Origin of the sequence: Streptomyces sp. NP160, assembly GCF_006335115.1 — a bacterium.
Lineage (GTDB): Bacteria > Actinomycetota > Actinomycetes > Actinomycetales > Quadrisphaeraceae > Quadrisphaera.
On sequence record NZ_VDMJ01000037.1, the window covers coordinates 44,069 to 64,049 of the forward strand.

Genomic DNA, 19,981 nt, shown 5'->3' on the forward strand with positions numbered 1-19,981 from the left:
CGCCGAGCGGAGGCGGTCGAGCGGTGCGCCTCAGGGGCGTGCCGGGAGCACCGCCACCAGGTCGGACACCACGGCGCCGGCCGTTCCCAGCGCCCGCGCGCGCTGCAGCTGCGCCGGGGTGGTGAGGACGTGGGCCAGCACCGGCCTGCCCAGTCCCGCCACCTCAGCCCAGCGCGCGTCAGGGGCGCCCACGTCCAGGCCGAGCAGGTCCCAGGAGGCAGCGGTCCGCGTGAGCAGCCCGGGGTCCGCGTCGAGCTCGCGGGCCCAGCAGAAGCCCCAGCTGCGCCAGCCCTCCCGGCGGGCGGCGTCGGCCCAGGAGGTGGTCGCCACCGGGGCCTTGGCCACGACCCAGTCCTGGGAGGAGGGCACGCGGCGCAGCGCGGCCACGAGCTCCGGGTGGAACCTCGAGCTGACGGCCTTGGGGTCCACGAACAGCACGCGCCGCCCGCCCCAGCGCTCCAGCAGCTCCTCCAGGCGGGCGTACGGGCGCCGCGGCTGGGTGCGGTCGACCGTGCCCGAGGGGCTGATGCGGTAGGAGGCGACCTCGGCCCAGGTGTGCTCGGAGGCCTTGAAGCCCTGCGTGCCGGAGGTCCTGTCGAGGGTGCCGTCGTGCAGGCCGAACCACACGCCGTCCGCCGTGCGGGACAGCGACAGCTCCAGCGCGTCGGCGCCCAGGGCCGCCGCGCGCTCGTAGGCGAACGCCGACATCTCCGGCCAGTCGCGCGAGCCGCCCCGGTGGGCCACCAGGAAGGCCGGGGTGGCCAGCAGCCGGTCGACGTCGGGGGCGGACGCCGCGCGCGCCTCGGGCGCCAGCGGGCCGGCTGCAGCCGCCGCGCCCACCGCCGCGAGCCCCGCGCCGGCCAGCACCGCGCGCCGCGACCACACCGCCCCGTCCACGCCCGCTCCCGTCGTCGTCCTGCGGGCACGGTCCTACCGGTTCCGGGGGCGCCGGGCCCAGCCCCCGCGCCGCACGTCCACCCGCTCGGCCGCCGGGCCGGCGCGCCGCGAGGCCGGTGGGGCGCTGGGATAGCGTCGCCCGGGTGCTGGACCCCACCAACCCCCTGGCCGCACCGAGCACCCTGCCGCACGGCCTGCCGCCGTTCGACGCCCTGCGCACCGAGCACTTCGCGCCGGCGCTGCGCGAGGGGATGGCCCAGCAGCGCGCCGAGGTGGAGGCCGTGGCGACCTGCGCCGAGCCCCCCACCTTCGCCAACACCGTCGGAGCGCTGGAGGCCTCCGGCGAGCTGCTCACCCGGGCGGCCAACGCGTTCTACAACCTGGTCTCCTCCCACTCCGACGACGCGCTGCGCGCCGTGGAGGCGGAGCTGGCGCCGGAGCTGACGGCCCACGGCGACGCCGTCCGCCTCGACCCGCGGCTGTTCGCCCGCCTGGCCGCCGTGCGCGAGCACACCGCCGGCGGCGCCCCGGACGCCGACGGCACCGAGCTCGACGACGAGCAGCGGGCCGTGCTGGAGCGGTGGCACCGGGACCTGGCCCGCGCGGGCGCCGGTCTCGACGAGGCCGCCAAGGCGAGGCTGCGCGAGCTCAACGGCGAGCTGTCGCGGCTGACCACCCAGTTCGGCACCGAGCTGCTGGCCGCCACCAACGCCGCCGCCGTGCACGTCACCGAGGAGGCGCAGCTGGCGGGCCTGAGCGCCGGGGAGCGCTCTGCGGCCGCGCAGGCGGCGGTGGCGCGCGGGCTGGACGGCTGGGTGCTGCCGCTGTCGCTGCCCACCGACCAGCCCGTGCTGGCCTCCCTCGACCACCGGGGCCTGCGCGAGCGCGTGTTCCGCGCCTCCACCACCCGCGGGCTGGGGGGCGAGCACGACACCCGCCCGCTGCTGGTGCGCATCGCCGCGCTGCGCGCCGAGCGCGCCGGGCTGCTGGGTGCCGCGCACCACGCCGAGCACGTGCTCGAGGACGCGACCGCCCCCTCGGTGGAGGCGGTCATGGACCTGCTCACCTCCGTGGTCCCGGCCGCGGTGAGCAACGCCCGCGGCGAGGCGCTGGAGCTGGCCGAGGAGCTGCGCGCCGCCGGCCCCGGGGACGACGACGCACCCGCCGAGCTGCGGCCCTGGGACTGGGCGTGGGCCGCGGCGCGCGTGCGCGCCCGCCGCTTCGAGCTCGACCCGGCCGGGCTGAAGCCGTACTTCGAGCTGGACGCCGTCGTCACCCGCGGCGTCTTCGCCGCCGCCACCGCCCTGTACGGCCTGACCTTCACCGAGCGGCCCGAGCTGCCGACCTACCACCCCGACGTGCGCACCTGGGAGGTCTTCGACGAGGGCGGGACGTCCGTCGGGCTGTTCCTCGGCGACTTCTTCGCCCGCGAGTCCAAGCGCGGCGGCGCGTGGATGAGCAACTACGTCGACCAGTCGGCGCTGCCGGGCCGCCGGTCCTCGAGGCCGGTGGTGGTGAACAACCTCAACGTGCCCCGCCCGCCCGACGGCGAGCCGGCGCTGCTCACCCCCGACGAGGTGGAGACCGCCTTCCACGAGTTCGGGCACGCGCTGCACGGCCTGCTCTCCGACGTGCGCTACCCGCGCCTGTCGGGCACCACCGTGCCCCGCGACTTCGTGGAGTTCCCCTCCCAGGTGAACGAGGTGTGGGCGTGGGACCCGGCGCTGCTGCCCGCCTACGCGCGCCACGTGGAGACCGGTGAGCCGCTGCCCGCGTCGACGGTGCAGGCGCTGCTGGCGTCGCGCTCCTACGGCGAGGGCTTCGCCACCACCGAGATCGTCGCGGCGATGCTGCTCGACCAGGCCTGGCACCAGCTCGCGCCGGGGGAGTCGGTGGCCCCCGACGACGTCGAGGCCTTCGAGGCGGCCGCGCTGGAGCGCCACGGCACCGCGCTGGAGCTGGTGCCGCCGCGCTACCGCTCCACCTACTTCAACCACGTCTTCTCCGGCGGCTACTCGGCCGGGTACTACTCCTACCTGTGGAGCGAGGTGCTCGACGCCGACACCGTCGAGTGGTTCGCCGAGAACGGCGGCCTGCGCCGCGAGAACGGGGCCGCGTTCGCCCGGGAGGTCCTCTCGCGCGGCGGCACGGTGGACCTGTCCGCCGCCTACCGCGCCTTCCGGGGCCGCGACCCGCGGGTCGAGCCGCTGCTGCAGCGCCGCGGCCTCGCCGCGACCGGCTCCTGAGGGCAGCTCCCGTGCCGCGCGTCCCGGGCGAGAACAACGGGCTGGGGAAGGCGTCGCTGGCGGTGGGCGTGGTGTCGCTGGTGCTCGGCGCGCTGGCCTTCACCCCGCTGCTGCTCGGCGGCGGGGTCGGGGTGTGGCTGGCGGTGCGGGCGCGCCGGCGCGTCATCGACGGCGACGCGGACAACCCCAGGACGGTCCTCGCGGGGTTCTTCTGCTCGGCGGCCGCGCTGGCGCTGTTCGTCGTGCTCCTGACCGTCAGCGTCATCGCCCACGCCGGGGGCGGCGCCTCCTGACGGTGACCAGCGCCGCGCGGGAGGGGCAGGGCGGGTCATCGTCCTCCGGCAGGGGCCTGCGCGCCAGGGAGCTGGGTCCCTGTCGCCGGGTGGTCGCCGTGAGGATCGTGGTGCGCCGTCCGGGGACGTGAGGGCCCCGGCCACGAGGAGGTGGTCCGGATGGTGGTCACGAGCGCGCGGTCCAGGCGGGCGAGGGCGGCGCTCTCCGCAGCGGCCGTCGGGTCCGCGCTGGTGCTGCTGGCACCGCCGGCGGTGGCCCACGGCCGCCACGGAGGGGGCCACCACGACGGCGGGCCACCGGTCGAGGTGGTCGCGTCGGGGCTGTCCGACCCGTGGAGCGTGAGGTTCGACGGGCGCGGGCGCCTCGTGGTGGCCGAGCAGGGCACCGGGGAGGTGACCCGCGTCGAGGGGCCGGGCGCTGGCGGGCAGCGCGTCCTCGCCACCCAGCCGGGCCTGGCGGCGGCCGACACCTCCGGGCGCACCGTGCTCGCGCTGACCTCCGGCGGGGCGCCCGACGCCCCCGCCGTCGCCGGGCAGGCGACGCTGTTCGCCGGTGCTCCCGGCCAGCTGCGCGCGCTGGCGGACCTGCTCGCCCACGAGAGGGCCACCAACCCCGACGGGCAGGACCAGGACGCCCCCGACGCCCTGTCCAACCCGTTCTCGGTGCTGGCCGGCAGCGGGAAGCGCGCGCCGCTGGCCTACGTGGCCGACGGCGGTGCCAACGACGTGCTCGCCGTGGGCGGGGACGGGAGGGTCAGCACCTTCTTCGTGCCGCCCACCGTGAGCACCGGCGCCTGCGCCGGCGTGCCCAACAACGGCTCCCTCACGGGGTGCGACTCCGTGCCCACGGGCCTGTCCTACGGCCCCGGCGGGAAGCTCTACGTCGCCGCGCTCACCGCGGAGGTGCCCGGCGAGGGTCGCGTCTACGTGGTGGACCGCGGGGGCCGGCTGGTCCGCGAGATCAGCGGCTTCACCGCCCCCACGGGGGTGGCCGTCGGTGACGACGGGACCGTCTACGTCAGCGAGCTGCTCGAGGGCGCACCCCCGCAGGACGCTCCGCCGCCGGCCGGCTTCGACCCGTCCACCATCGGTCGCATCGTCGCGGTGGCGCCCGACGGCCGCCGGTCGGCCGCGCAGGTGACCATGCCGCTGGGCCTGCAGTGGAAGGACGGCGCGCTCTACACCACGGCGTGGAGCGTGGCGGGCCAGTTCGGGACCACCCCTGCGGGCGCCCCGCCCGTCGGTGTGGTGGCCAGGGTCCGCGCCAGCGCCTTCAGCGAGCTCTGAGACCGCTCCGGCACGGCAAGCGGCCCGCCAGCCGCTGACAAGCGCCGTCGCCCAGCGTGGCCGGCATGGACACCACGACCACGGACTCCACCCCGGGCACGACCACCCGGACGACGACGAGCGCGGCCGGGCGGCTCCTGCTCCTCGCCGCGGGCGCGCAGCTGGGAACCGCCCTGGTGGGGCAGGCCGTCGCGGTGCGCCGCGGCCTGCCCGTCGACATCGCCGCCCTCGGCCTGCGCCCCCGGCTGCCACCGGGGCCCGCCAGCAGCCGGCGCGTCGCCCGCGACGCCTGGGTCACCGGCACCGCCCTGTCAGCGCCGGTGCCCGCCCTGCTGCTGCAGGGCGGGGCGCTCGCGGTGCTGGCTCGCCACCCCGCTCCGGCTCCGGCCGGGAGGTCGGCAGCGCTCGTCCTCGGCGTGCAGGCGGCGGTCGCCTGCGCGGGCCAGCCGGCCGAGCGCCTGGGGCGGGTGCGGCTCGTCCGGGGCTCCACCGACCCGGTGGAGACACCGGTGGTGGTGCTGGGGACGGTGCTGGCGGCGGCGGTCGTCGCACTCAGCGCCGTCGCCCGCCGCCCGTGAGGCCCCGCCTCCTCCGGCCCCTCCCGGGGTCAGAGGAGGCGGTGGTCAGCGCAGGGCGGTGATGGCGGCGGCGACGCGCTTCTCGCTCACCGGCCCGCTCGCCCCGACGGTCTGGGCGAACAGGCTCACCCGCAGCTCCTGCAGCTGCCAGCGCACCGCGCGCACCTCGGCGGCGTCGCGCCGGGCCGACGGCAGCGCCGCCACCGCGCGCTCGAGGTCCGCCTCGAGCCGCTGGACGACGCCGGTGCGGTCCCGGTCGCGCTGGGCGGCCTGGGCCGGACCACCCCCGCCACCGGAGCCCCCGAGGACCTCCAGGCGCCGCAGCAGGGCGCGCAGGTAGCGCTGCACGTCCGGCAGCCGCTCCAGCCCCACCTCGGCGACGAACCCGGCGTGCACGAGCACCTGCAGCTGCGCGCGGACGTCGGCCAGCGAGGCGACCAGCGGCAGCGACGCGGGCGTCCGGTCGAGGGCGTGCTCCACGTCGCGCGCCGACTTGAGCACCCGTTGCACCAGCCCCAGCACCTGCTGCGTGGTGGCGAGCAGGTCGGGGCGGACGGCCCGCAGGAGCGCGTCGAAGGCCTCGCCGTCGCGGACGCCGAGCCCACCGCCGGGGGCGCGGGTGGCCACGAGGTGGTCCACGGCGGCGTCGGCGCAGTCCGCGAGCAGCGCCTCGACCGTGCCGTGCGGCGAGCGCGCGAGCGCCAGCCGCGCGGGCGTGCCCAGGCCGTCGAGCAGCGCCTTGGTGGGGTTGGCCAGCACCAGCCGGGCCAGGCGCGCCACGCCCCGCGGGTGCGCCGCGCGGGCCTCGGCCTCGGTGGCGAGGACGCGCACCGCGATGCGCCGCTCGCCGTCCTTCCCGCCCCTGCCCTTCGCCGGCTGCGTCCAGCGCTCCACCACCAGGCTCGGGAAGCCCACGACGGGCCGCCCGTCGGGCGCGGCGGTCTCCACCTGCCCGGCGAGCACCAGCCCCGCCGGCCACGCGGTGAGCGCCTCGTGCTCGAGCTGCTGCCCCTGCGCCCTGGCCCCAGCCGTCACCGCCTGGACGACGGCGGCGCGCTGCGCCCCGGCGGTCCTCTCGCGCAGCGCGGCGAGGTCCTTGCCGGTCGCGACGACCTTCCCGTCGGCGTCCTCGAGGGCGTACGTGGGCAGCAGGTGCGGAGCGCTCTCCGCGAGCCGCGCGGCGTCCCACGCCTCCGGCGGGACGACGACGCCGCGCCGCGCGCGCAGCACCTCGCCCACGGCGTCGACCAGCCGCACACCGGGCGGCGGGACGTCCGGCAGTGCGGCGGCCACCTCGCGGGCCGTGTCCGGCACGGGCACCAGCTGCACGCGGACCGGCTTCGGCAGCGCGCGCAGCAGCGCGGTGACCAGCTCGGTGCGCCACGCGGGCACACCCCAGTCGAGCCCCGTCTCCGGCACCTGGGCGAGCACCGCCAGCGGCACGTGCACGGTGACGCCGTCGTCGGCGGCGAGCGGGTCGAACCGGTAGCTCAGCGACAGGTCGAAGCTGCCCGAGCTCCACGACGTCGGGGCGTCGTCGAGTGACAGGGCGTCGGCGTCGTCGATCGTCAGGTCGGCCACCGTCAGCGTCAGCAGGTCGGGGCGAGTGCGGCGCTCCTTGCGCCACCACGCCTCGAAGGCGCGGGCGCTCGTGGCGTCAGCGGGCAGCCGGGCGTCGTAGAAGGCGACCAGCGCCTCGTCGTCCACGCGCAGGTCGCGGCGGCGGGTGCGGGCCTGGAGCTCCTCGACGTCGCGGGCCACCGCGGCGTTCGCCTCCACGAAGGCGACCGCCGCGCCGCGCGCGTCCCACTCACCGCCGACGAGGGCGTGGCGGATGAAGAGGTCGCGCGCGGTCACCGGGTCGAGCCGGGCCAGCGGCACCGTGCGCCCGGCCACCAGGGGCAGGCCGTAGAGGGTGACGCGCTCGGTGGCGACCGCCGCACCGCGCTGCTTGCTCCAGCGCGGCTCGGAGTGGCTGCGCACCACGAGGTGCGCGGCCAGGGCCTCCACCTGCTCCGGGTCGACCCGGGCCACCACGCGCGCCCACAGCCGCGAGGTCTCCACCAGCTCGGCGGCCACCACCCAGCTCGGGGAGCGCTTGGCGAGCACGGAGCCCGGGGCGATGGCGAAGCGGGTGCCGCGCGCCCCGACGTACTCCGCCGGTCCGCGGCGCCGCGTCTCGCGGCCCCCCTGCTGCCCGTCGCGGCCGTCCCGGCCGCCCGCGCGCCCGTTCTTCTCCTCCGCGCGCAGGTCCTTGCTGCCCACCTGCGTCAGCAGCCCCGCCAGCAGTGCCGCGTGCACCTGGGCGCGCACCGGCTCGAGGTCCTCGCCCGTCCTCACGCGCGCCGCCTCGGCACCGCTCGGGGTGGAGATCCCGAGCCCGCGCAGCACCCGCCGCAGCTGGGCGTGGACGTCCTGCCACTCGCGGATCCGCAGGTGGTGGAGGAACTCCGCCTTGCACATCCGCCGGAACGACGAGGAGGACCGCTCGGCGGCCTGCTCCGTGAGGTAGGCCCAGAGGTTCAGGGTGGAGACGAAGTCGGAGTGCTCGTCGGCGAAGCGCCGGTGGCTCTCCCGCGCCGCCTCGGGGTTCTCCAGCGGCCGCTCGCGCACGTCCTGCACCGACAGGGACGCCACGAGCACGAGCAGCTCGGGGACGACGCCCTCCCGGTCGGCCTGGAGCAGCATCCGCGCGAACCGCGGGTCGGCCGGCACCTGCGCCAGCCGCTTCCCGACGTCCGTCAGGCGGGGGTTCCCCTCGGGGGAGGGGTCGTCGATCGCACCCAGCTCGTGCAGCAGCGCCAGCCCGTCGCGCACCTGGCGGCGGTCGGGGGCGTCGAGGAAGGGGAAGTCCTCCACCGCACCGAGCCCCAGCGACGCCATCTGCAGGATGACGCTGGCCAGCGACGTGCGCTGCACCTCCGGCTGGGTGAACCGGGGCCTCGACTCGAAGTCGCGCTCGCTGTACAGGCGGATCGCCACGCCGTCGGCCACGCGCCCGCACCGGCCGGAGCGCTGCGCGGCACTCGCCTGGCTGACGGGCTCGATGGGCAGGCGCTGCACCTTGGTGCGCGCGGAGTACCGCGAGGTGCGGGCCGTGCCGGTGTCGACGACGTACCGGATGCCCGGCACCGTCAGCGACGTCTCCGCCACGTTGGTCGCCAGCACGATGCGCCGCGACGTGCCCGCGCCGGGCCGGGAGAAGACGCGGTGCTGGTCGGCGGCCGACAGCCGCCCGAACAGCGGCAGCACCTCCGTGGCGCCCGCGCCGCCCGAGCCCGCCGGCCGCAGCCCGGGGACCTCCCGCCGCTCGATGGCGGCGGTGAGGGCGTCGGCGGTGTCGCGGATGTCGCGCTCGCCGGAGAGGAACACCAGCACGTCGCCGTCGCCGAGCGCGGTGAGCTCGGCGACCGCGTCGATGACGCCCTCGGTCTGGTCCCGGTCCTCGGCGCCGTCAGCGTGTCCGTGGCGCGCGTCGTCGGGGTCGGCCTCGAGGGACTCGCCGTCCTCGTCGTCGGCGTCCTCCGCAGCACCGCCGTCGAGCGGGGTCTCGTCGAGGCTGAGCGGGCGGTAGCGCACCTCCACCGGGAACGTGCGCCCGGAGACCTCCACCACCGGCACCTCGCCCGCCACGGTCGAGAAGTGGTCGGCGAAGCGCTGCGGGTCGATGGTCGCGGAGGTGATGACCACCTTGAGGTCCGGCCGGCGCGGCAGCAGCCGGTGCAGGTAGCCCAGGAGGAAGTCGATGGTGAGGGACCGCTCGTGCGCCTCGTCGATGATGATCGTGTCGTAGGCGAGCAGGTCGGGGTCTCGCTGGACCTCGGCCAGCAGGATGCCGTCGGTCATGAGCTTGACCAGGCTGTCCGGCCCGACCTCGTCGGTGAAGCGCACCGCGTAGCCGACCGCGCCGCCGACCTCGCCGCCCAGCTCCTCCGCCACGCGCTCGGCGACCGCGCGGGCCGCGATGCGCCGCGGCTGGGTGTGCCCGACCAGGCCCCGCACGCCGCGGCCCAGCTCCAGGCAGATCTTGGGCAGCTGCGTGGTCTTGCCCGAGCCGGTCTCCCCGGCGACGACGACCACCTGGTGGTCGGCGATGGCGGCGGCGATGTCGTCGCGGCGGGCGCTCACCGGCAGGTCGGGGTAGGTGATGGAGCCGACGAGCGCGTCGGCGGACGCCGCCCGGGAGGCCAGCCGGCCCTGCGCGGCCACCACCTGCTCGGCCACCTCGGCCAGCTGCTGGGTCCGGCGGGGGCCCTTGGCGCGCTCCGCGCCGTCGAGGCGGCGGGCCAGGCGCCGCTCGTCGCGCAGGGTGGTGGCCACGAGCCCGCTGCGGAGCACGGACGGGTCGGGGCCCGCGGTCGTCGTCGTCATCTCGCCGTCCAGGGTAGGCGGCGCGGGGGAGGGCGGGCCCGCGGGTTTTCGGCGGTCCCGCGTGCTCCTCAGGTGGTGCGGACGGCGAGCACGGCGACGTCGTCGTCGCGGTGGCCGTGCAGCAGGTCGGGCAGGAGGGTGTCGAGGAGGTCGTCCAGGTCGCGGTGGCCCTCGCGCTCCAGCTCGGCCAGCAGCGCCGCGGTGCCCTGCTCCAGGTCCGCCTCGCGCCGCTCCACGAGCCCGTCGGTGTGCAGCAGCAGGGTCGCGCCGGGCGGGAGGGTGCAGCGGTGGTCCCGGCGGGCGGACCCGGGCAGCACGCCCACCATGAGGTCAGGCCCGCTCGCCCCACCGGTGGCGGGCACCACGGACGCGTGGACGTGCCCGCCGGGACCGGTCCGCAGCAGCACCGGGTGCGGGTGGCCGGCGCTGCTCCACACCAGGCGCCGCGGCCCGCCGGGCAGCTCGGGCGGGTCCAGGCGCGCCACCAGCACGGTCGCCATGACGTCCAGGCCCAGCCGGTCCAGGGCCGTCTCGGTGCGGGCGACCAGCGCCGACGGCTCCTGCCCGCCCTCCACGGCGTAGGCGCGCAGCACCGCGCGGACCTGGCCCATGGCGGCGGCGGCGCGGATGTCGTGGCCCATGACGTCACCGATGACCAGCGTCGTGGCCCCCGAGGGGTCGACGAGGGCGTCGTACCAGTCACCGCCCACCTGGTCCCCGGAGCTGGCCGGGGTGTACCGGGCGACCAGCTGCAGGCCCTGCGGCTGCGGCAGGTGCGTGAGCATGGCGGACTGCAGCGTGCGGGCGGCCTGGCGGCGGTCCTGCAGCTGCGCCAGGTGCGAGCGGCGCACGCCCGCCACCGTCGCCGCCACCGCGGTGGAGGTCCCCACCACGGCGCAGCTGATGAGCGTGGTGAGCGGCGGGGTGCCGTCGAGGACGCACGTCCACAGCGCGACCAGCACCGACATCGCCCCGACCAGCGCCACGTGCCAGCGGGCGCCGCCGATGGCCGTCAGCGTGGGCGCCAGCGCGAACGCGCCGGCGATGTTGGCCGCGCCGGGGTCGCCGCTGACCTCACCCGAGACCAGGTCGGTGACGGCCAGCCCGACCACGGCGGCCACGCCCAGCCACAGCCAGCGGCGGGTCGGCCTCAGCAGGACGTGGTCGTCCCCGACGGCACCGGCGGGCGGAACGACGAGAGCCGCGCCGCCCCGTCCGTCCCTCCGTCCGTCCCCCCGTCCGTCCCCGTCCACGGGCCCAGCGTGCCGCACGCGGCTGGGAGCTGTAGGCAGGAGACATGAGCGAGAGCACCCACGAGAGCGGCGTCGGCAAGACCGGAGGGCTTCCGGGCGCCAACGCGGACCCGGCGGCGGCCGAGACCCCCGAGCGCGAGCTGCAGGAGCTGCAGGCCGGCGAGGTGTCCCCGCCGGAGCCCGGCAGCGCCGGCGACTGAGCGCGGCGGCCGCTCGCCGGCCGCTCCCGCCGTCGTCGTCGTCCTGGTCGGAGGGTCAGGACGACGACGGCACCGCCGCCACCGCCCGCTCCAGCTCGGCGACGTCGATCCTGTCCATGGTCATCATCGACTGCATCGCAGCGCGGGCCCGGTCGGGGTCGGGGTCGGCCAGGAGCTCGGTGAGGCGCTCGGGCACCACCTGCCAGGAGAAGCCCCACGGGTCCTTCAGCCACCCGCACCGGCTCTCCTCGCCACCGCCGGCGACGAGCCCGTCCCAGTACTGGTCCGTCTCGGCCTGGTCGGCGGTGTGCACCTGGATGCTCACCGCCTCGTTGGGGGTGAACGCCGGCCCGCCGTTGAGGCCGAGGAAGCGCCGGCCGTCGAGGGTGAACTCCACGGTGAGCACCGCTCCTTCGCTGACGCTGGGGTTGTCGGCGGGGGAGCGCACCACGGCGTCGACGGAGCTGTTCGGGAACAGCTCGGTGTAGCGCCGTGCGGCCTCCTCCGCTGCGCCGTCGAACCACAGGCAGGTCACCATCTCGGGCATCTCTCGTCCTTCCCTCGGGGGTCCTCGCGAGTGTGACCGCACGGGCGCGCGGGAGTCATCGGTGCTGGCTTAGCGTGACCCGGTGAGCGAGCCTGCAGCCGGAGCGGTCGAGGCGCTGGTCGAGCTGCTGGCCTCCGCCCGGGCGTCGGGGCGGGGGGTCATGGCGCTGACCGGCGCCGGCATGTCCACGGCGTCGGGCATCCCCGACTACCGCGGTCCCACCGGCTCGCAGCGCAAGGGCTCGCCGATGCGGTACGAGGAGTTCCTCCACGACGCCGAGGGCCGCCGCCGCTACTGGGCGCGCTCCTACGTCGGCTGGTGGCAGATCGCGACGGCGCGGCCGAACGCCGCGCACACGGCGGTGGCCGACCTGCAGCGCTGCGGGGCGGTGGGGGCGCTCGTGACCCAGAACGTCGACGGGCTGCACCAGGCAGCCGGCAGCGAGCGGGTGCTGGAGCTGCACGGGACGCTCGCCCGGGTGGTCTGCCTGGACTGCGGCGCCGTCGTGCCGCGGGTGCAGATGGACCGGCGGCTGCGCGCCGCGAACCCCGGCTTCGCCGAGGCGGCCGAGTCCGTGGCCGACGAGCTGCGGGTGAACCCCGACGGCGACGTCGACCTGCCCGAGGACCTCGTGGCCTCGTTCGTGGTGGTGCCGTGCCCGGTGTGCGAGGTGGGCACGCTGAAGCCGGACGTCGTCTACTTCGGCGAGCCGGTCCCCAAGGACCGGGTGGAGCGCTCCTACGACCTGCTCGAGCTGGCGCCGGCGCTGCTGGTGCTCGGCTCGTCGCTGACGGTGATGAGCGGCTACCGGTTCGTGCGGGCGGCGGTGCGCCGCGGCCAGCCGGTGGCGGTGGTCACCGACGGCGCCACCCGCGCCGACGGCGACCCGGTGCTCAAGGTGGCGGCCCCCGTGCAGGAGCTGCTGCCGCGGCTCGTCTCGGACCTGGCCGCCCTGCCCGACCGGGACGGCGACGCCGAGCCCGCGGGCGTGGTGGCTGCGTCCCGCTGACCCCCGCACCCGCGCGGGCAGGGGGGCTGCTGCGGTCCGCCGCCACGAGGTGCCCGACCCGGCCCGGAAGTGCCGGAACCCTGCCCGGAAGTGCCGGAACCCTGCCCGGAGGTGTCGGAACCGGACCTCGGTCCCGACACCTCCGGGCAGGGTTCCGGCACTTCGGGGTGTCCTCCACGAAGGCCGGGCTCGACGGCGCGGCCCCCCCCGCCGTCGTGCCTCCTCAGCTGGCGATGTGGGCGCCCAGCCAGCCCTCCGGCAGCCCGAACGCGTCCACCACGCGCAGCGCGTGCGGGCGCACCTGCGCGCACAGCGCGTTGACCGCGGTGGTCAGCTCGCGGCTGCGGCCGGCGGTGATGAGCCCGCGCTCGAGGTACCAGGCGCGGTCGGCCTCCACCACCGAGAGCACGTGCAGGTCGAGCAGGCGGGACAGGAGCACCTTCGCGCGCTCGTCGTCGGCGCGGCCGATGGCCGCGTCGGCGGTGCGGGCCACCCACGCGTCGAGGTGGGCGCGCGCGGCGAGCACCAGGTGGTCCTGCACCTCGTTCATCACCGTGAAGCCGCTCTCGCCGGCCTGCGCGCGCTTGCGCATGCGCAGCGCCAGGCTCTCCAGCGTCCGGCGCTCGCGGTGCTCGAGCATGCGCAGCTGCCACGCCCTGTCGAAGAGCTCGGCGTCGGCGTCGTCCTGGCCCGCGGCGGCGTGCTTCTGGGCGCCCCGCTGGCGCAGCGCACCGATGTCGGTGACCACCTCGCCGACGAACCCGGCGACGGCGCGGGCGGGGGTGCGCCCGGCGTAGGCGTCCACCAGGGACGTCGTCACGGCCTTCGCCTGCCCGATCTTCCCGGCGCCCTTGAGGGCGTCGCGGTGCTCGGAGAGCAGGTGCTTGCCCAGCAGCTGCATGAGCACCGTGTTGTCGCCCTCGAAGGTGGTGAAGACGTCGGTGTCGCCCTTGAGCTGCGCGATCCGGTTCTCCGAGAGGAACCCGGAGCCGCCGCAGGCCTCGCGCGCCTCCTGCAGGGAGCGGGTGGCGTGCCAGGTGAGCAGCGCCTTCATGCCGGCGGCCTTCGCCTCCAGCGCCTTCTGCGGGCCGGGCGTCGGCGCGGCGCCGAGGAGCACGGGGTTGGTCACGCGGTGCAGCTCGGCGACGACGTCGTCCTGCGCGAGGGCGTACACGGCGGAGGAGGCCAGCAGCGGCAGCAGCCGTCGCTGGTGGGTGCGGTAGTCGAGGAGCGTGACCTCCTCGCCCTCCGCCCCGCCGGCCTTCGGGAACTGCGCGCGCCGCTCGGCGTAGGTGACCGCGATGGCCAGCCCGGTCTTCGCGGCGGCCAGCGCGGCGCCGCCGATGCAGACGCGGCCCTTGACCAGCGCGCCGAGCGTGGTGAAGAAGCGGGCGTTGTCGCTGGCGATGGAGGAGGAGTAGGTGCCGTCCTCGGCCACCTGCCCGTACCTGTTGAGCAGGTTCTCGCGCGGCACGCGGACGTGGTCGAACATGATCCGGCCGTTGTCCACGCCGTTGAGGCCCATCTTGCGCCCGCAGTCGCTCAGCGTGACGCCGGGCAAGGCGTTCCCGGCCTCGTCGCGGATCGGCACCAGCACGGCGTGCACTCCGTGCTTCTTCCCCCGCGTCACCAGCTGGGCGTAGACGACGGCCATCCGGGCGTCGCGCGCGGCGTTGCCGATGTAGTCCTTGCGGGCCTCGGGGCCGGGGGAGTGGACGACCAGCTCGCCGGTGGCCTCGTCGTAGGTGGCGGTGGTGCGCAGGTTGGCGACGTCGGAGCCGTGCCCGGTCTCCGTCATCGCGAAGCAGCCGAGCAGGTCGGTCTCCACGGCGTCGCGCAGGAAGCGCTCGTGGTGCTCGGCGGTGCCGAGCGCCTGGATCGAGCCCGCGAACAGGCCCCACTGCACGCCCGCCTTGATGGTCAGGGACAGGTCGGCGTGGCCGAGCATCTCGAAGTTCACCGTCTGCGCGCCGACGCTGTCGCCGCCGATGCCGCCGGTGGCGCTGGCGGCGAAGCCGTAGCGGTGCTCCCCGGTGGCGACGATCTCCTGCAGGCGCTGCAGCGTGACCGCGCGGTGCTCCTCGGTGGAGAGGTGGTCGGTCGGCTCGCACCAGGCGGCGGGGATGGTGGTGCGGGCGCGGTCGCGCACGTGCGCCCAGCGCCCGTCGAGCACCTTCTGGACGGCGCGCGGGTCGGCGGCGAGCTGTGCGGGGTCCACCGGCCAGACGTGGCCGGCCCGGCCCTCGGCCTGCCCGTCCAGGCGGCTCGGCGAACCGTCGGAGGTCTCGGCGACGCCGGCGGCCACGTCAGCCGTGGCGGTGCTGTCGGTGCGGGCCGCGCTCTCGGTGGCGGGGGTGCTCATGGCGTCTCCTCCAGGTGGTCCCGGGCCGCCGGGTCTCGACGGCCTGTCGTCGGGGTCGTGTCGTGTGCGGTGGGCGGTGAGGACGACGACGGCGGCGTCGTCAGCGGAGCCCGCGACAGCCCGCCCCACGCCAGGGCGGTGAGCTGCTCGGCGAGCACGTCGGCGGGCGTGCGGCGGCCGCCGTCGGGCACCGGGGCGCTCATCCAGTGGTCCGCGGCGGCCCGGACCATGCCCACCAGGCCGTGGGCCCACGGCTCGGCGGTGGCGGCGTCGAGGCCGGCGGTGCGCAGCTGGCGGGCGATGGAGCGGGCGAACTCCGCGCTGACCGCCTGCGTCAGCCCGGCCAGCGGGTCAGCGGCTCCGCCGGAGCTGCTCGTGGCCATCGAGCCGGCGCCGCGGGTGACGAACCAGTACACGTCGGGGTCGTGCTCGACCAGGCGCAGGTAGGTGGCGATGACGGCGCCGAGGGCGGCGCGGGGGCGGTCGTGCTGGGCGGCCGCGGCCACCAGGTCGCGCAGGATGCGCCGGCTCACGCGGTCGGCGACGGCGAGGTAGAGCTGCTCCTTGTCGGCGAAGTGCCGGTACAGCGCGGTCTTGCTGGTGCCGGCGGCGGCGGCGATCTCGTCGACCCCCACGCCGGGGCCGTGCTGGGTGATGGCCCGCAGCGCCGCCTGCACGAGCTCCTCGCGGCGGGCCCGGCGGTGGGCCTCCCAGCGGGTGCTGCGCCCGTCCGCGGGCGCAGCAGCCGTCGGCAGCGGCGTCGTCGCAGCGGGTGTCACGGTGCGAGCGTAACCCGGTACCCGCAGTACCCGCTACCTCCAGTACCGGATAGACCACGGCTGCCGGTACCGTCGGCGGGTGGCCACCTCCACCGCTCCCTCCTCCGCCTCCGCGGCCCCGCCGACGGGACTGCGCGACGCCGTCGTCGTCGCCGCGGACCGCACCCCCTTCTCCCGGGCCGGGCGCGCCTACGCGCGCGCCTCCAGCCAGGACCTCCTCGCCGCCGCGCTGGACGGCCTCACCGCCCGCACCGGCCTGGCGGGGGAGCGCCTCGGCGCGGTCGTCGCCGGCTCCGTGCTGCGCCACAGCACCGACCTCAACCTCACCCGCGAGGCGCTGCTGTCCAGCGCGCTGGCGCCCACCACGCCCACCACGGACCTGTCGATGGCGTGCGCCACCGGCCTGGAGGCGGCGGTCATCGTGGCCAACGCCATCCGCGTCGGCCAGATCGACGCGGGTGTCGCCGGAGGCGCCGACTCCGCCAGCGACGCCCCTCTCGCCGTCAGCGACGACCTGCGCCGCACCCTCCTCGCCACCCGCTCCGCGCGCTCGGTGCCGCAGCGCCTCAGGGCGCTCGCCGGCCTGCGCCCCGGAGCCGTGCGCATCGAGGCCCCGCGCAACGCCGAGCCGCGCACCGGGCTGTCGATGGGGGAGCACGCGGCGCTGACCGCCGCCGCCTGGGGCGTCAGCCGCGCCGCGCAGGACGGGCTGGCCGCCCGCAGCCACCACGCCCTCGCCAGGGCCTGGGACGAGGGCTTCTTCGACGACCTCGTCACCAGCTGCCTGGGGCTGCGCCGCGACGACGTGCTGCGGCCCTCCACCAGCGTGGAGGCGCTCGCCGCGCTGCAGCCCGCGTTCGGCCGCGACCTGCCCGCGGACCAGACCGGCGCCGCCACCATGACCGCCGGCAACTCCACGCCGCTGACCGACGGCGCCGCCGTCGTCCTGCTGGCCACCCGCGAGTGGGCCGAGCAGCACTCGCTGCCCGTGCTGGCGCGGGTGGTGGACGCGGAGTCGGCCGCGGTGGACTTCGTCACCGGCACCGACGGGCTGCTCACCGCCCCCGTCTACGCCATGCCGCGCCTGCTGGACCGGATCGGGTGGACGCTGCAGGACGCCGACGTCCTGGAGGTCCACGAGGCCTTCGCCTCCACCGTGCTCGCCACCCTGGCCGCGTGGGAGTCCGAGGAGTTCTGCCAGCAGCGGCTCGGCCGGCCCGCCCTCGGCGCCGTCGACAGGACCCGCCTGAACCCCGTCGGCTCCTCCCTGGCCACCGGCCACCCGTTCGCCGCGACCGGCGGGCGCGTGCTCGCCACGGCCGCCAAGCAGCTGCACCAGCTCTCGGTCTCGCGCGGCACCGGCGACGGCGCAGCGCCCCACCAGCACAGGCCCCGCGCGCTCATCTCCGTGTGCGCCGCCGGCGGGCAGGGCGTGGTCATGGCGCTGGAGGCGGCGTGATGGCGCGCCCGGCACAGCCCCGCGACCTGTACGCCGAGCTGGTGCGCACCGCCCCCGGTGCGGCGCTCGCCCGCCGGGCAGGGCTGCCGCGCCCCGCGGTGCTGCGCCGCTTCGAGGCCGGAGCTCCGCTGCTGCCCGGTCCCGCGCTCGTGCTCACCCTCGGCACCGGGTTGTCCGCGTTCCGCACGCGCGAGGCCGGCGGCGCGCTCGCCTCGGTCCTGGCCCGCGCGGGTGCCGACGTGGCGCTGGAGCTGTCCGCCGTGCCCGACGGCGAGCGCCTGGGCGCCGTGGTGGTCGACGCCACCGGCGCGACCAGCACCGCCGACCTCGCCGCGCTCGGCCTGGCCCTCGGGCCCGCCGTGCGGCGGCTGGGGCCGAGCGCCCGGGTGCTGCTCGTCGGACGCACCCCGGCCGCCGGTGGGGGTGCCGCCGCCGTCGAGACCGCGGCCGTCCAGCAGGGCCTGGAGGGCATCACGCGCACGGTGGGCAAGGAGCTGCGCGCCGGGGCCACCGCCAACCTCCTGCGCCTGGCCCCCGGTGCCGGGGCCGGCGACCTGGCCGGGCCGCTGGCCTTCCTCGCCTCGGCGCGGTCGGCCTTCGTCGACGGGCAGGTCGTCGAGGTCGCGCCCGGCACCGCTGGCGACGACGACGGGGGCACCGCCTCCGAGCGACCGCTGGACGGCGCCGTCGCCGTCGTCACCGGGGCCGCCCGCGGCATCGGACGGGCCACGGCGCAGGTGCTCGCCCGTCAGGGCGCCCGCGTGGTCGCCGTGGACGTGCCCGCCGCCAGCGGCGACCTGGCCCGCACCGCCAACGGCGTGGCCGGGCAGGCGCTCGCGCTCGACGTGACCGCCGCCGACGCGCCGACGCGCCTGGTGGAGCACCTGCGTCGGGTGCTGGACGGGCCCGCGGGCGACCGGCTCGTCGTCGTCCACAACGCCGGCATCACCCGCGACCGGCTGCTGGTCAACCTCGACGCCGCCCGGTGGGAGGCCGTGCTGGCGGTGAACCTCGCGGCACCGCTGCGCCTGACCGGTGCGCTCCTGGACGCCGGGCTGCTCGGTGCGGGCGCGCGCGTGGTGGGCGTCTCCTCCACGTCCGGGCTGGCGGGCAACCGCGGCCAGGCCAACTACGCGGCGTCCAAGGCGGGCGTCGCCGGCATGGTGCGGGCGCTCGCGCCGCGCCTGGCGGAGGTCGGAGCGACGGCCAACGCGGTGGCGCCGGGCTTCGTCGAGACCGAGATGACCGCCAGGATCCCGCCGGTGCTGCGCCAGCTGGGACGGCGCACGGCCAGCCTGCAGCAGGGCGGGCTGCCCGTGGACGTCGCCGAGACCGTGGCCTGGCTGGCCGAGCCCGCCAGCGCGGGCGTCACCGGTCAGGTGGTCAGGGTCTGCGGCCAGGCGCTGGTGGGCGCGTGAGCGGCCGGTCCCTGACCCCCGTGTACGCGCGGGCGGTGCTGTCCGCACGGCGCAAGGGCGCCGCGGTGCGCGCCGCCGCCGCCGCGGGTGAGCCGCTGGTGCTGCCGAGCGGCCCGGGCTCCGCGCTCGTGCACACCGGCGTCAGCGTCAGCGCTGACCGGGCGGCCGCGCTGGCCCGGGCCACCGGGGTGCCGCTGCGCCCGGTGCTGCCCGTGCTGGGACCGCACCTGCTGGCCTTCGCGGCGCAGCTGGAGCTGCTCTCCGCCGACGCCTTCCCCCTGCCGCTGCCCGGCCTCGTGCACGTGACCCAGCTGGTGCGCCAGCACCGCGCTCTCGCCCCCGGGGAGCGGGTCGACGTGCGCGTCACCGCGCGCAGGCCGCTGCCCCACACCAAGGGGGCCGTGGTCGAGCTGGAGTCCGTGCTGACCAGCGGCAGCGAGGTGGTGTGGGAGGGCACCAGCGGCTACCTCGCCCGCGACGCGAGCGCCGGTCCCGGCGCTGCCGCGGCGTCCGAGCGGCGCCCACCGCTCGAGCTGCCCGGTCCGGCCTCCCGCACGGCGGCTCGGTGGCTCGTCCCCACCGGCGCGGGCCGCCGCTACGCAGCGGTGAGCGGCGACGTGAACCCGATCCACCTGTCGGCGCTGGCGGCGAGGGCGTCCGGCTTCCGCGGCGCCATCGCGCACGGGATGTGGACCCTGGCGCGCGCCCTCGGCCAGGTGGAGCCGCAGCTCGGTCCCGCCGTCGAGGTGCGCGCCCGCTGGGGCTCGGCGCTGCTGCTCGGCTCCCGCGCGGCCCTGTGCGTGGAGCCGCTGGGCGGCGGGCGCGGCGGCTGGTCGCTCGCGGTGCGCTCGGGCTCGCCCCAGCCGGGCGCCCGGGTCCACCTCACGGCCGTCACCGCCCCCCTCGCTCCCCCTTCGTGACCACGGGGGTGCCGCTCAGGCCTTGTCGAGGGCGTCCGGCTTGTGGACGGCCTCCTTGCCGGTCTTGTCGCTCTTGACGAGGTACTGGGGGTCGTCCTTGTCGGCCTTGACCTTGCGGCCGCCGGCCTCCGTGTCCTCGGTGATCTTCTTCTCGACCGTGCCCTCGACGGTGTTGCCGTGCGACGACCACTCGACGTCGTCGCCCTTGCGGAGGGTCTGCTCCTCAGCCATGGCCCCCCGATGCCCAGCTCGCGGCGGTTCACACGTGGCCGGACGGGGGACGGGTTGCCGGCCGGTGATCGGCTGCCTACGGTCGGTACCACCGGGACAGCGACGTCGTCGGTGACGCCGCTGCCCGCCCA

Annotated in this window: 16 protein-coding genes; 9 read left to right on the forward strand and 7 right to left on the reverse strand. The window is 77.1% G+C overall.

The features are described 5' to 3' along the window. Positions 1 to 30 precede the first annotated feature (30 nt). Complete coding sequence (locus tag FHN55_RS17405; RefSeq protein ID WP_139713590.1) at positions 31 to 897, reverse strand: glycerophosphodiester phosphodiesterase family protein; 867 nt, start codon at positions 895 to 897, stop codon at positions 31 to 33. A gap of 143 nt (positions 898 to 1,040) precedes the next feature. Between FHN55_RS17405 and FHN55_RS17410 the strand changes: the two genes are divergently transcribed. The 4 genes from FHN55_RS17410 (at position 1,041) to FHN55_RS17425 (ending at position 5,301) form a co-directional block, all read left to right on the forward strand. Continuing rightward, entirely contained in the window at positions 1,041 to 3,143 is a 2,103-nt protein-coding gene (locus FHN55_RS17410) for a M3 family metallopeptidase (RefSeq protein ID WP_139713591.1), read from the forward strand. An 11-nt stretch (positions 3,144 to 3,154) separates the two neighbouring features. Continuing rightward, positions 3,155 to 3,436, forward strand: a complete 282-nt coding sequence (locus FHN55_RS17415; RefSeq protein ID WP_139713592.1) for a hypothetical protein — start codon at positions 3,155 to 3,157, stop codon at positions 3,434 to 3,436. A gap of 159 nt (positions 3,437 to 3,595) precedes the next feature. Next, the gene (locus tag FHN55_RS17420) at positions 3,596 to 4,723 is read left to right on the forward strand and encodes a ScyD/ScyE family protein (protein ID WP_139713593.1); all 1,128 of its coding nucleotides are present in this window, start codon (positions 3,596 to 3,598) and stop codon (positions 4,721 to 4,723) included. A gap of 65 nt (positions 4,724 to 4,788) precedes the next feature. Further along, positions 4,789 to 5,301 (forward strand): hypothetical protein, encoded by a 513-nt coding sequence (locus tag FHN55_RS17425; protein WP_139713594.1) that lies wholly within the window; start codon positions 4,789 to 4,791, stop codon positions 5,299 to 5,301. Positions 5,302 to 5,346: 45 nt separating this feature from the next. Here the strand turns inward: FHN55_RS17425 and hrpA are convergent, their stop codons facing one another. Both hrpA and FHN55_RS17435 read right to left on the reverse strand, forming a co-directional pair. Next, entirely contained in the window at positions 5,347 to 9,672 is a 4,326-nt protein-coding gene (hrpA, locus tag FHN55_RS17430) for an ATP-dependent RNA helicase HrpA (RefSeq protein WP_139713595.1), read from the reverse strand. A gap of 68 nt (positions 9,673 to 9,740) precedes the next feature. Further along, positions 9,741 to 10,925 carry a PP2C family protein-serine/threonine phosphatase gene (locus FHN55_RS17435; protein ID WP_139713596.1) on the reverse strand — a complete coding sequence of 395 codons (1,185 nt, stop codon included), beginning with the start codon at positions 10,923 to 10,925 and terminating at the stop codon, positions 9,741 to 9,743. Between the two features lie 44 nt (positions 10,926 to 10,969). Between FHN55_RS17435 and FHN55_RS22860 the strand changes: the two genes are divergently transcribed. Further along, on the forward strand, positions 10,970 to 11,125 hold the full coding sequence (locus tag FHN55_RS22860) for a hypothetical protein (protein ID WP_180357918.1): 156 nt from the start codon (positions 10,970 to 10,972) through the stop codon (positions 11,123 to 11,125). 55 nt (positions 11,126 to 11,180) lie between these two features. On the opposite strand, the gene FHN55_RS17440 is transcribed toward FHN55_RS22860, so the two are convergent. After that, complete coding sequence (locus FHN55_RS17440) at positions 11,181 to 11,672, reverse strand: VOC family protein (RefSeq protein ID WP_139713597.1); 492 nt, start codon at positions 11,670 to 11,672, stop codon at positions 11,181 to 11,183. Between the two features lie 82 nt (positions 11,673 to 11,754). On the opposite strand from FHN55_RS17440, the gene FHN55_RS17445 reads away from it, so the two are divergent. Then, entirely contained in the window at positions 11,755 to 12,681 is a 927-nt protein-coding gene (locus tag FHN55_RS17445) for an NAD-dependent protein deacetylase (protein ID WP_257571103.1), read from the forward strand. Positions 12,682 to 12,904: 223 nt separating this feature from the next. Here the strand turns inward: FHN55_RS17445 and FHN55_RS17450 are convergent, their stop codons facing one another. Together FHN55_RS17450 and FHN55_RS17455 are read right to left on the reverse strand one after the other, a co-directional pair. Next, positions 12,905 to 15,043 (reverse strand): acyl-CoA dehydrogenase, encoded by a 2,139-nt coding sequence (locus tag FHN55_RS17450; protein ID WP_139713598.1) that lies wholly within the window; start codon positions 15,041 to 15,043, stop codon positions 12,905 to 12,907. Next, positions 15,040 to 15,822 (reverse strand): TetR/AcrR family transcriptional regulator, encoded by a 783-nt coding sequence (locus tag FHN55_RS17455; RefSeq protein WP_218974783.1) that lies wholly within the window; start codon positions 15,820 to 15,822, stop codon positions 15,040 to 15,042. The genes FHN55_RS17450 and FHN55_RS17455 overlap by 4 nt, the downstream gene beginning before the upstream one ends. A gap of 79 nt (positions 15,823 to 15,901) precedes the next feature. Between FHN55_RS17455 and FHN55_RS17460 the strand changes: the two genes are divergently transcribed. From FHN55_RS17460 to FHN55_RS17470, 3 genes are read left to right on the forward strand one after another with little or no spacing between them, the layout of a single operon-like run. Continuing rightward, positions 15,902 to 17,281, forward strand: coding sequence for an acetyl-CoA C-acetyltransferase (locus tag FHN55_RS17460; RefSeq protein ID WP_139713599.1), 1,380 nt, complete (start codon positions 15,902 to 15,904; stop codon positions 17,279 to 17,281). Then, the gene (locus FHN55_RS17465; RefSeq protein WP_139713600.1) at positions 17,281 to 18,699 is read left to right on the forward strand and encodes a 3-oxoacyl-ACP reductase; all 1,419 of its coding nucleotides are present in this window, start codon (positions 17,281 to 17,283) and stop codon (positions 18,697 to 18,699) included. Before FHN55_RS17460 ends, FHN55_RS17465 begins: the two co-directional genes overlap by 1 nt. Continuing rightward, the gene (locus tag FHN55_RS17470) at positions 18,696 to 19,619 is read left to right on the forward strand and encodes a MaoC/PaaZ C-terminal domain-containing protein (RefSeq protein ID WP_139713601.1); all 924 of its coding nucleotides are present in this window, start codon (positions 18,696 to 18,698) and stop codon (positions 19,617 to 19,619) included. Before FHN55_RS17465 ends, FHN55_RS17470 begins: the two co-directional genes overlap by 4 nt. A gap of 15 nt (positions 19,620 to 19,634) precedes the next feature. On the opposite strand, the gene FHN55_RS17475 is transcribed toward FHN55_RS17470, so the two are convergent. Continuing rightward, positions 19,635 to 19,850, reverse strand: a complete 216-nt coding sequence (locus FHN55_RS17475) for a DUF2945 domain-containing protein (RefSeq protein ID WP_139713602.1) — start codon at positions 19,848 to 19,850, stop codon at positions 19,635 to 19,637. Between the last annotated feature and the right edge of the window lie 131 nt (positions 19,851 to 19,981).

Coding starts and splice junctions, on each gene's coding strand:
- FHN55_RS17450 (WP_139713598.1), bottom strand. CDS start 15,043: ATGAGCACCCCCGCCACCGAGAGCGCGGCCCGCACCGACAGCACCGCC.
- FHN55_RS17425 (WP_139713594.1), top strand. CDS start 4,789: ATGGACACCACGACCACGGACTCCACCCCGGGCACGACCACCCGGACG.
- FHN55_RS17440 (WP_139713597.1), bottom strand. CDS start 11,672: ATGCCCGAGATGGTGACCTGCCTGTGGTTCGACGGCGCAGCGGAGGAG.
- FHN55_RS17465 (WP_139713600.1), top strand. CDS start 17,281: ATGGCGCGCCCGGCACAGCCCCGCGACCTGTACGCCGAGCTGGTGCGC.
- FHN55_RS17420 (WP_139713593.1), top strand. CDS start 3,596: ATGGTGGTCACGAGCGCGCGGTCCAGGCGGGCGAGGGCGGCGCTCTCC.
- FHN55_RS17475 (WP_139713602.1), bottom strand. CDS start 19,850: ATGGCTGAGGAGCAGACCCTCCGCAAGGGCGACGACGTCGAGTGGTCG.
- FHN55_RS22860 (WP_180357918.1), top strand. CDS start 10,970: ATGAGCGAGAGCACCCACGAGAGCGGCGTCGGCAAGACCGGAGGGCTT.
- hrpA (WP_139713595.1), bottom strand. CDS start 9,672: ATGACGACGACGACCGCGGGCCCCGACCCGTCCGTGCTCCGCAGCGGG.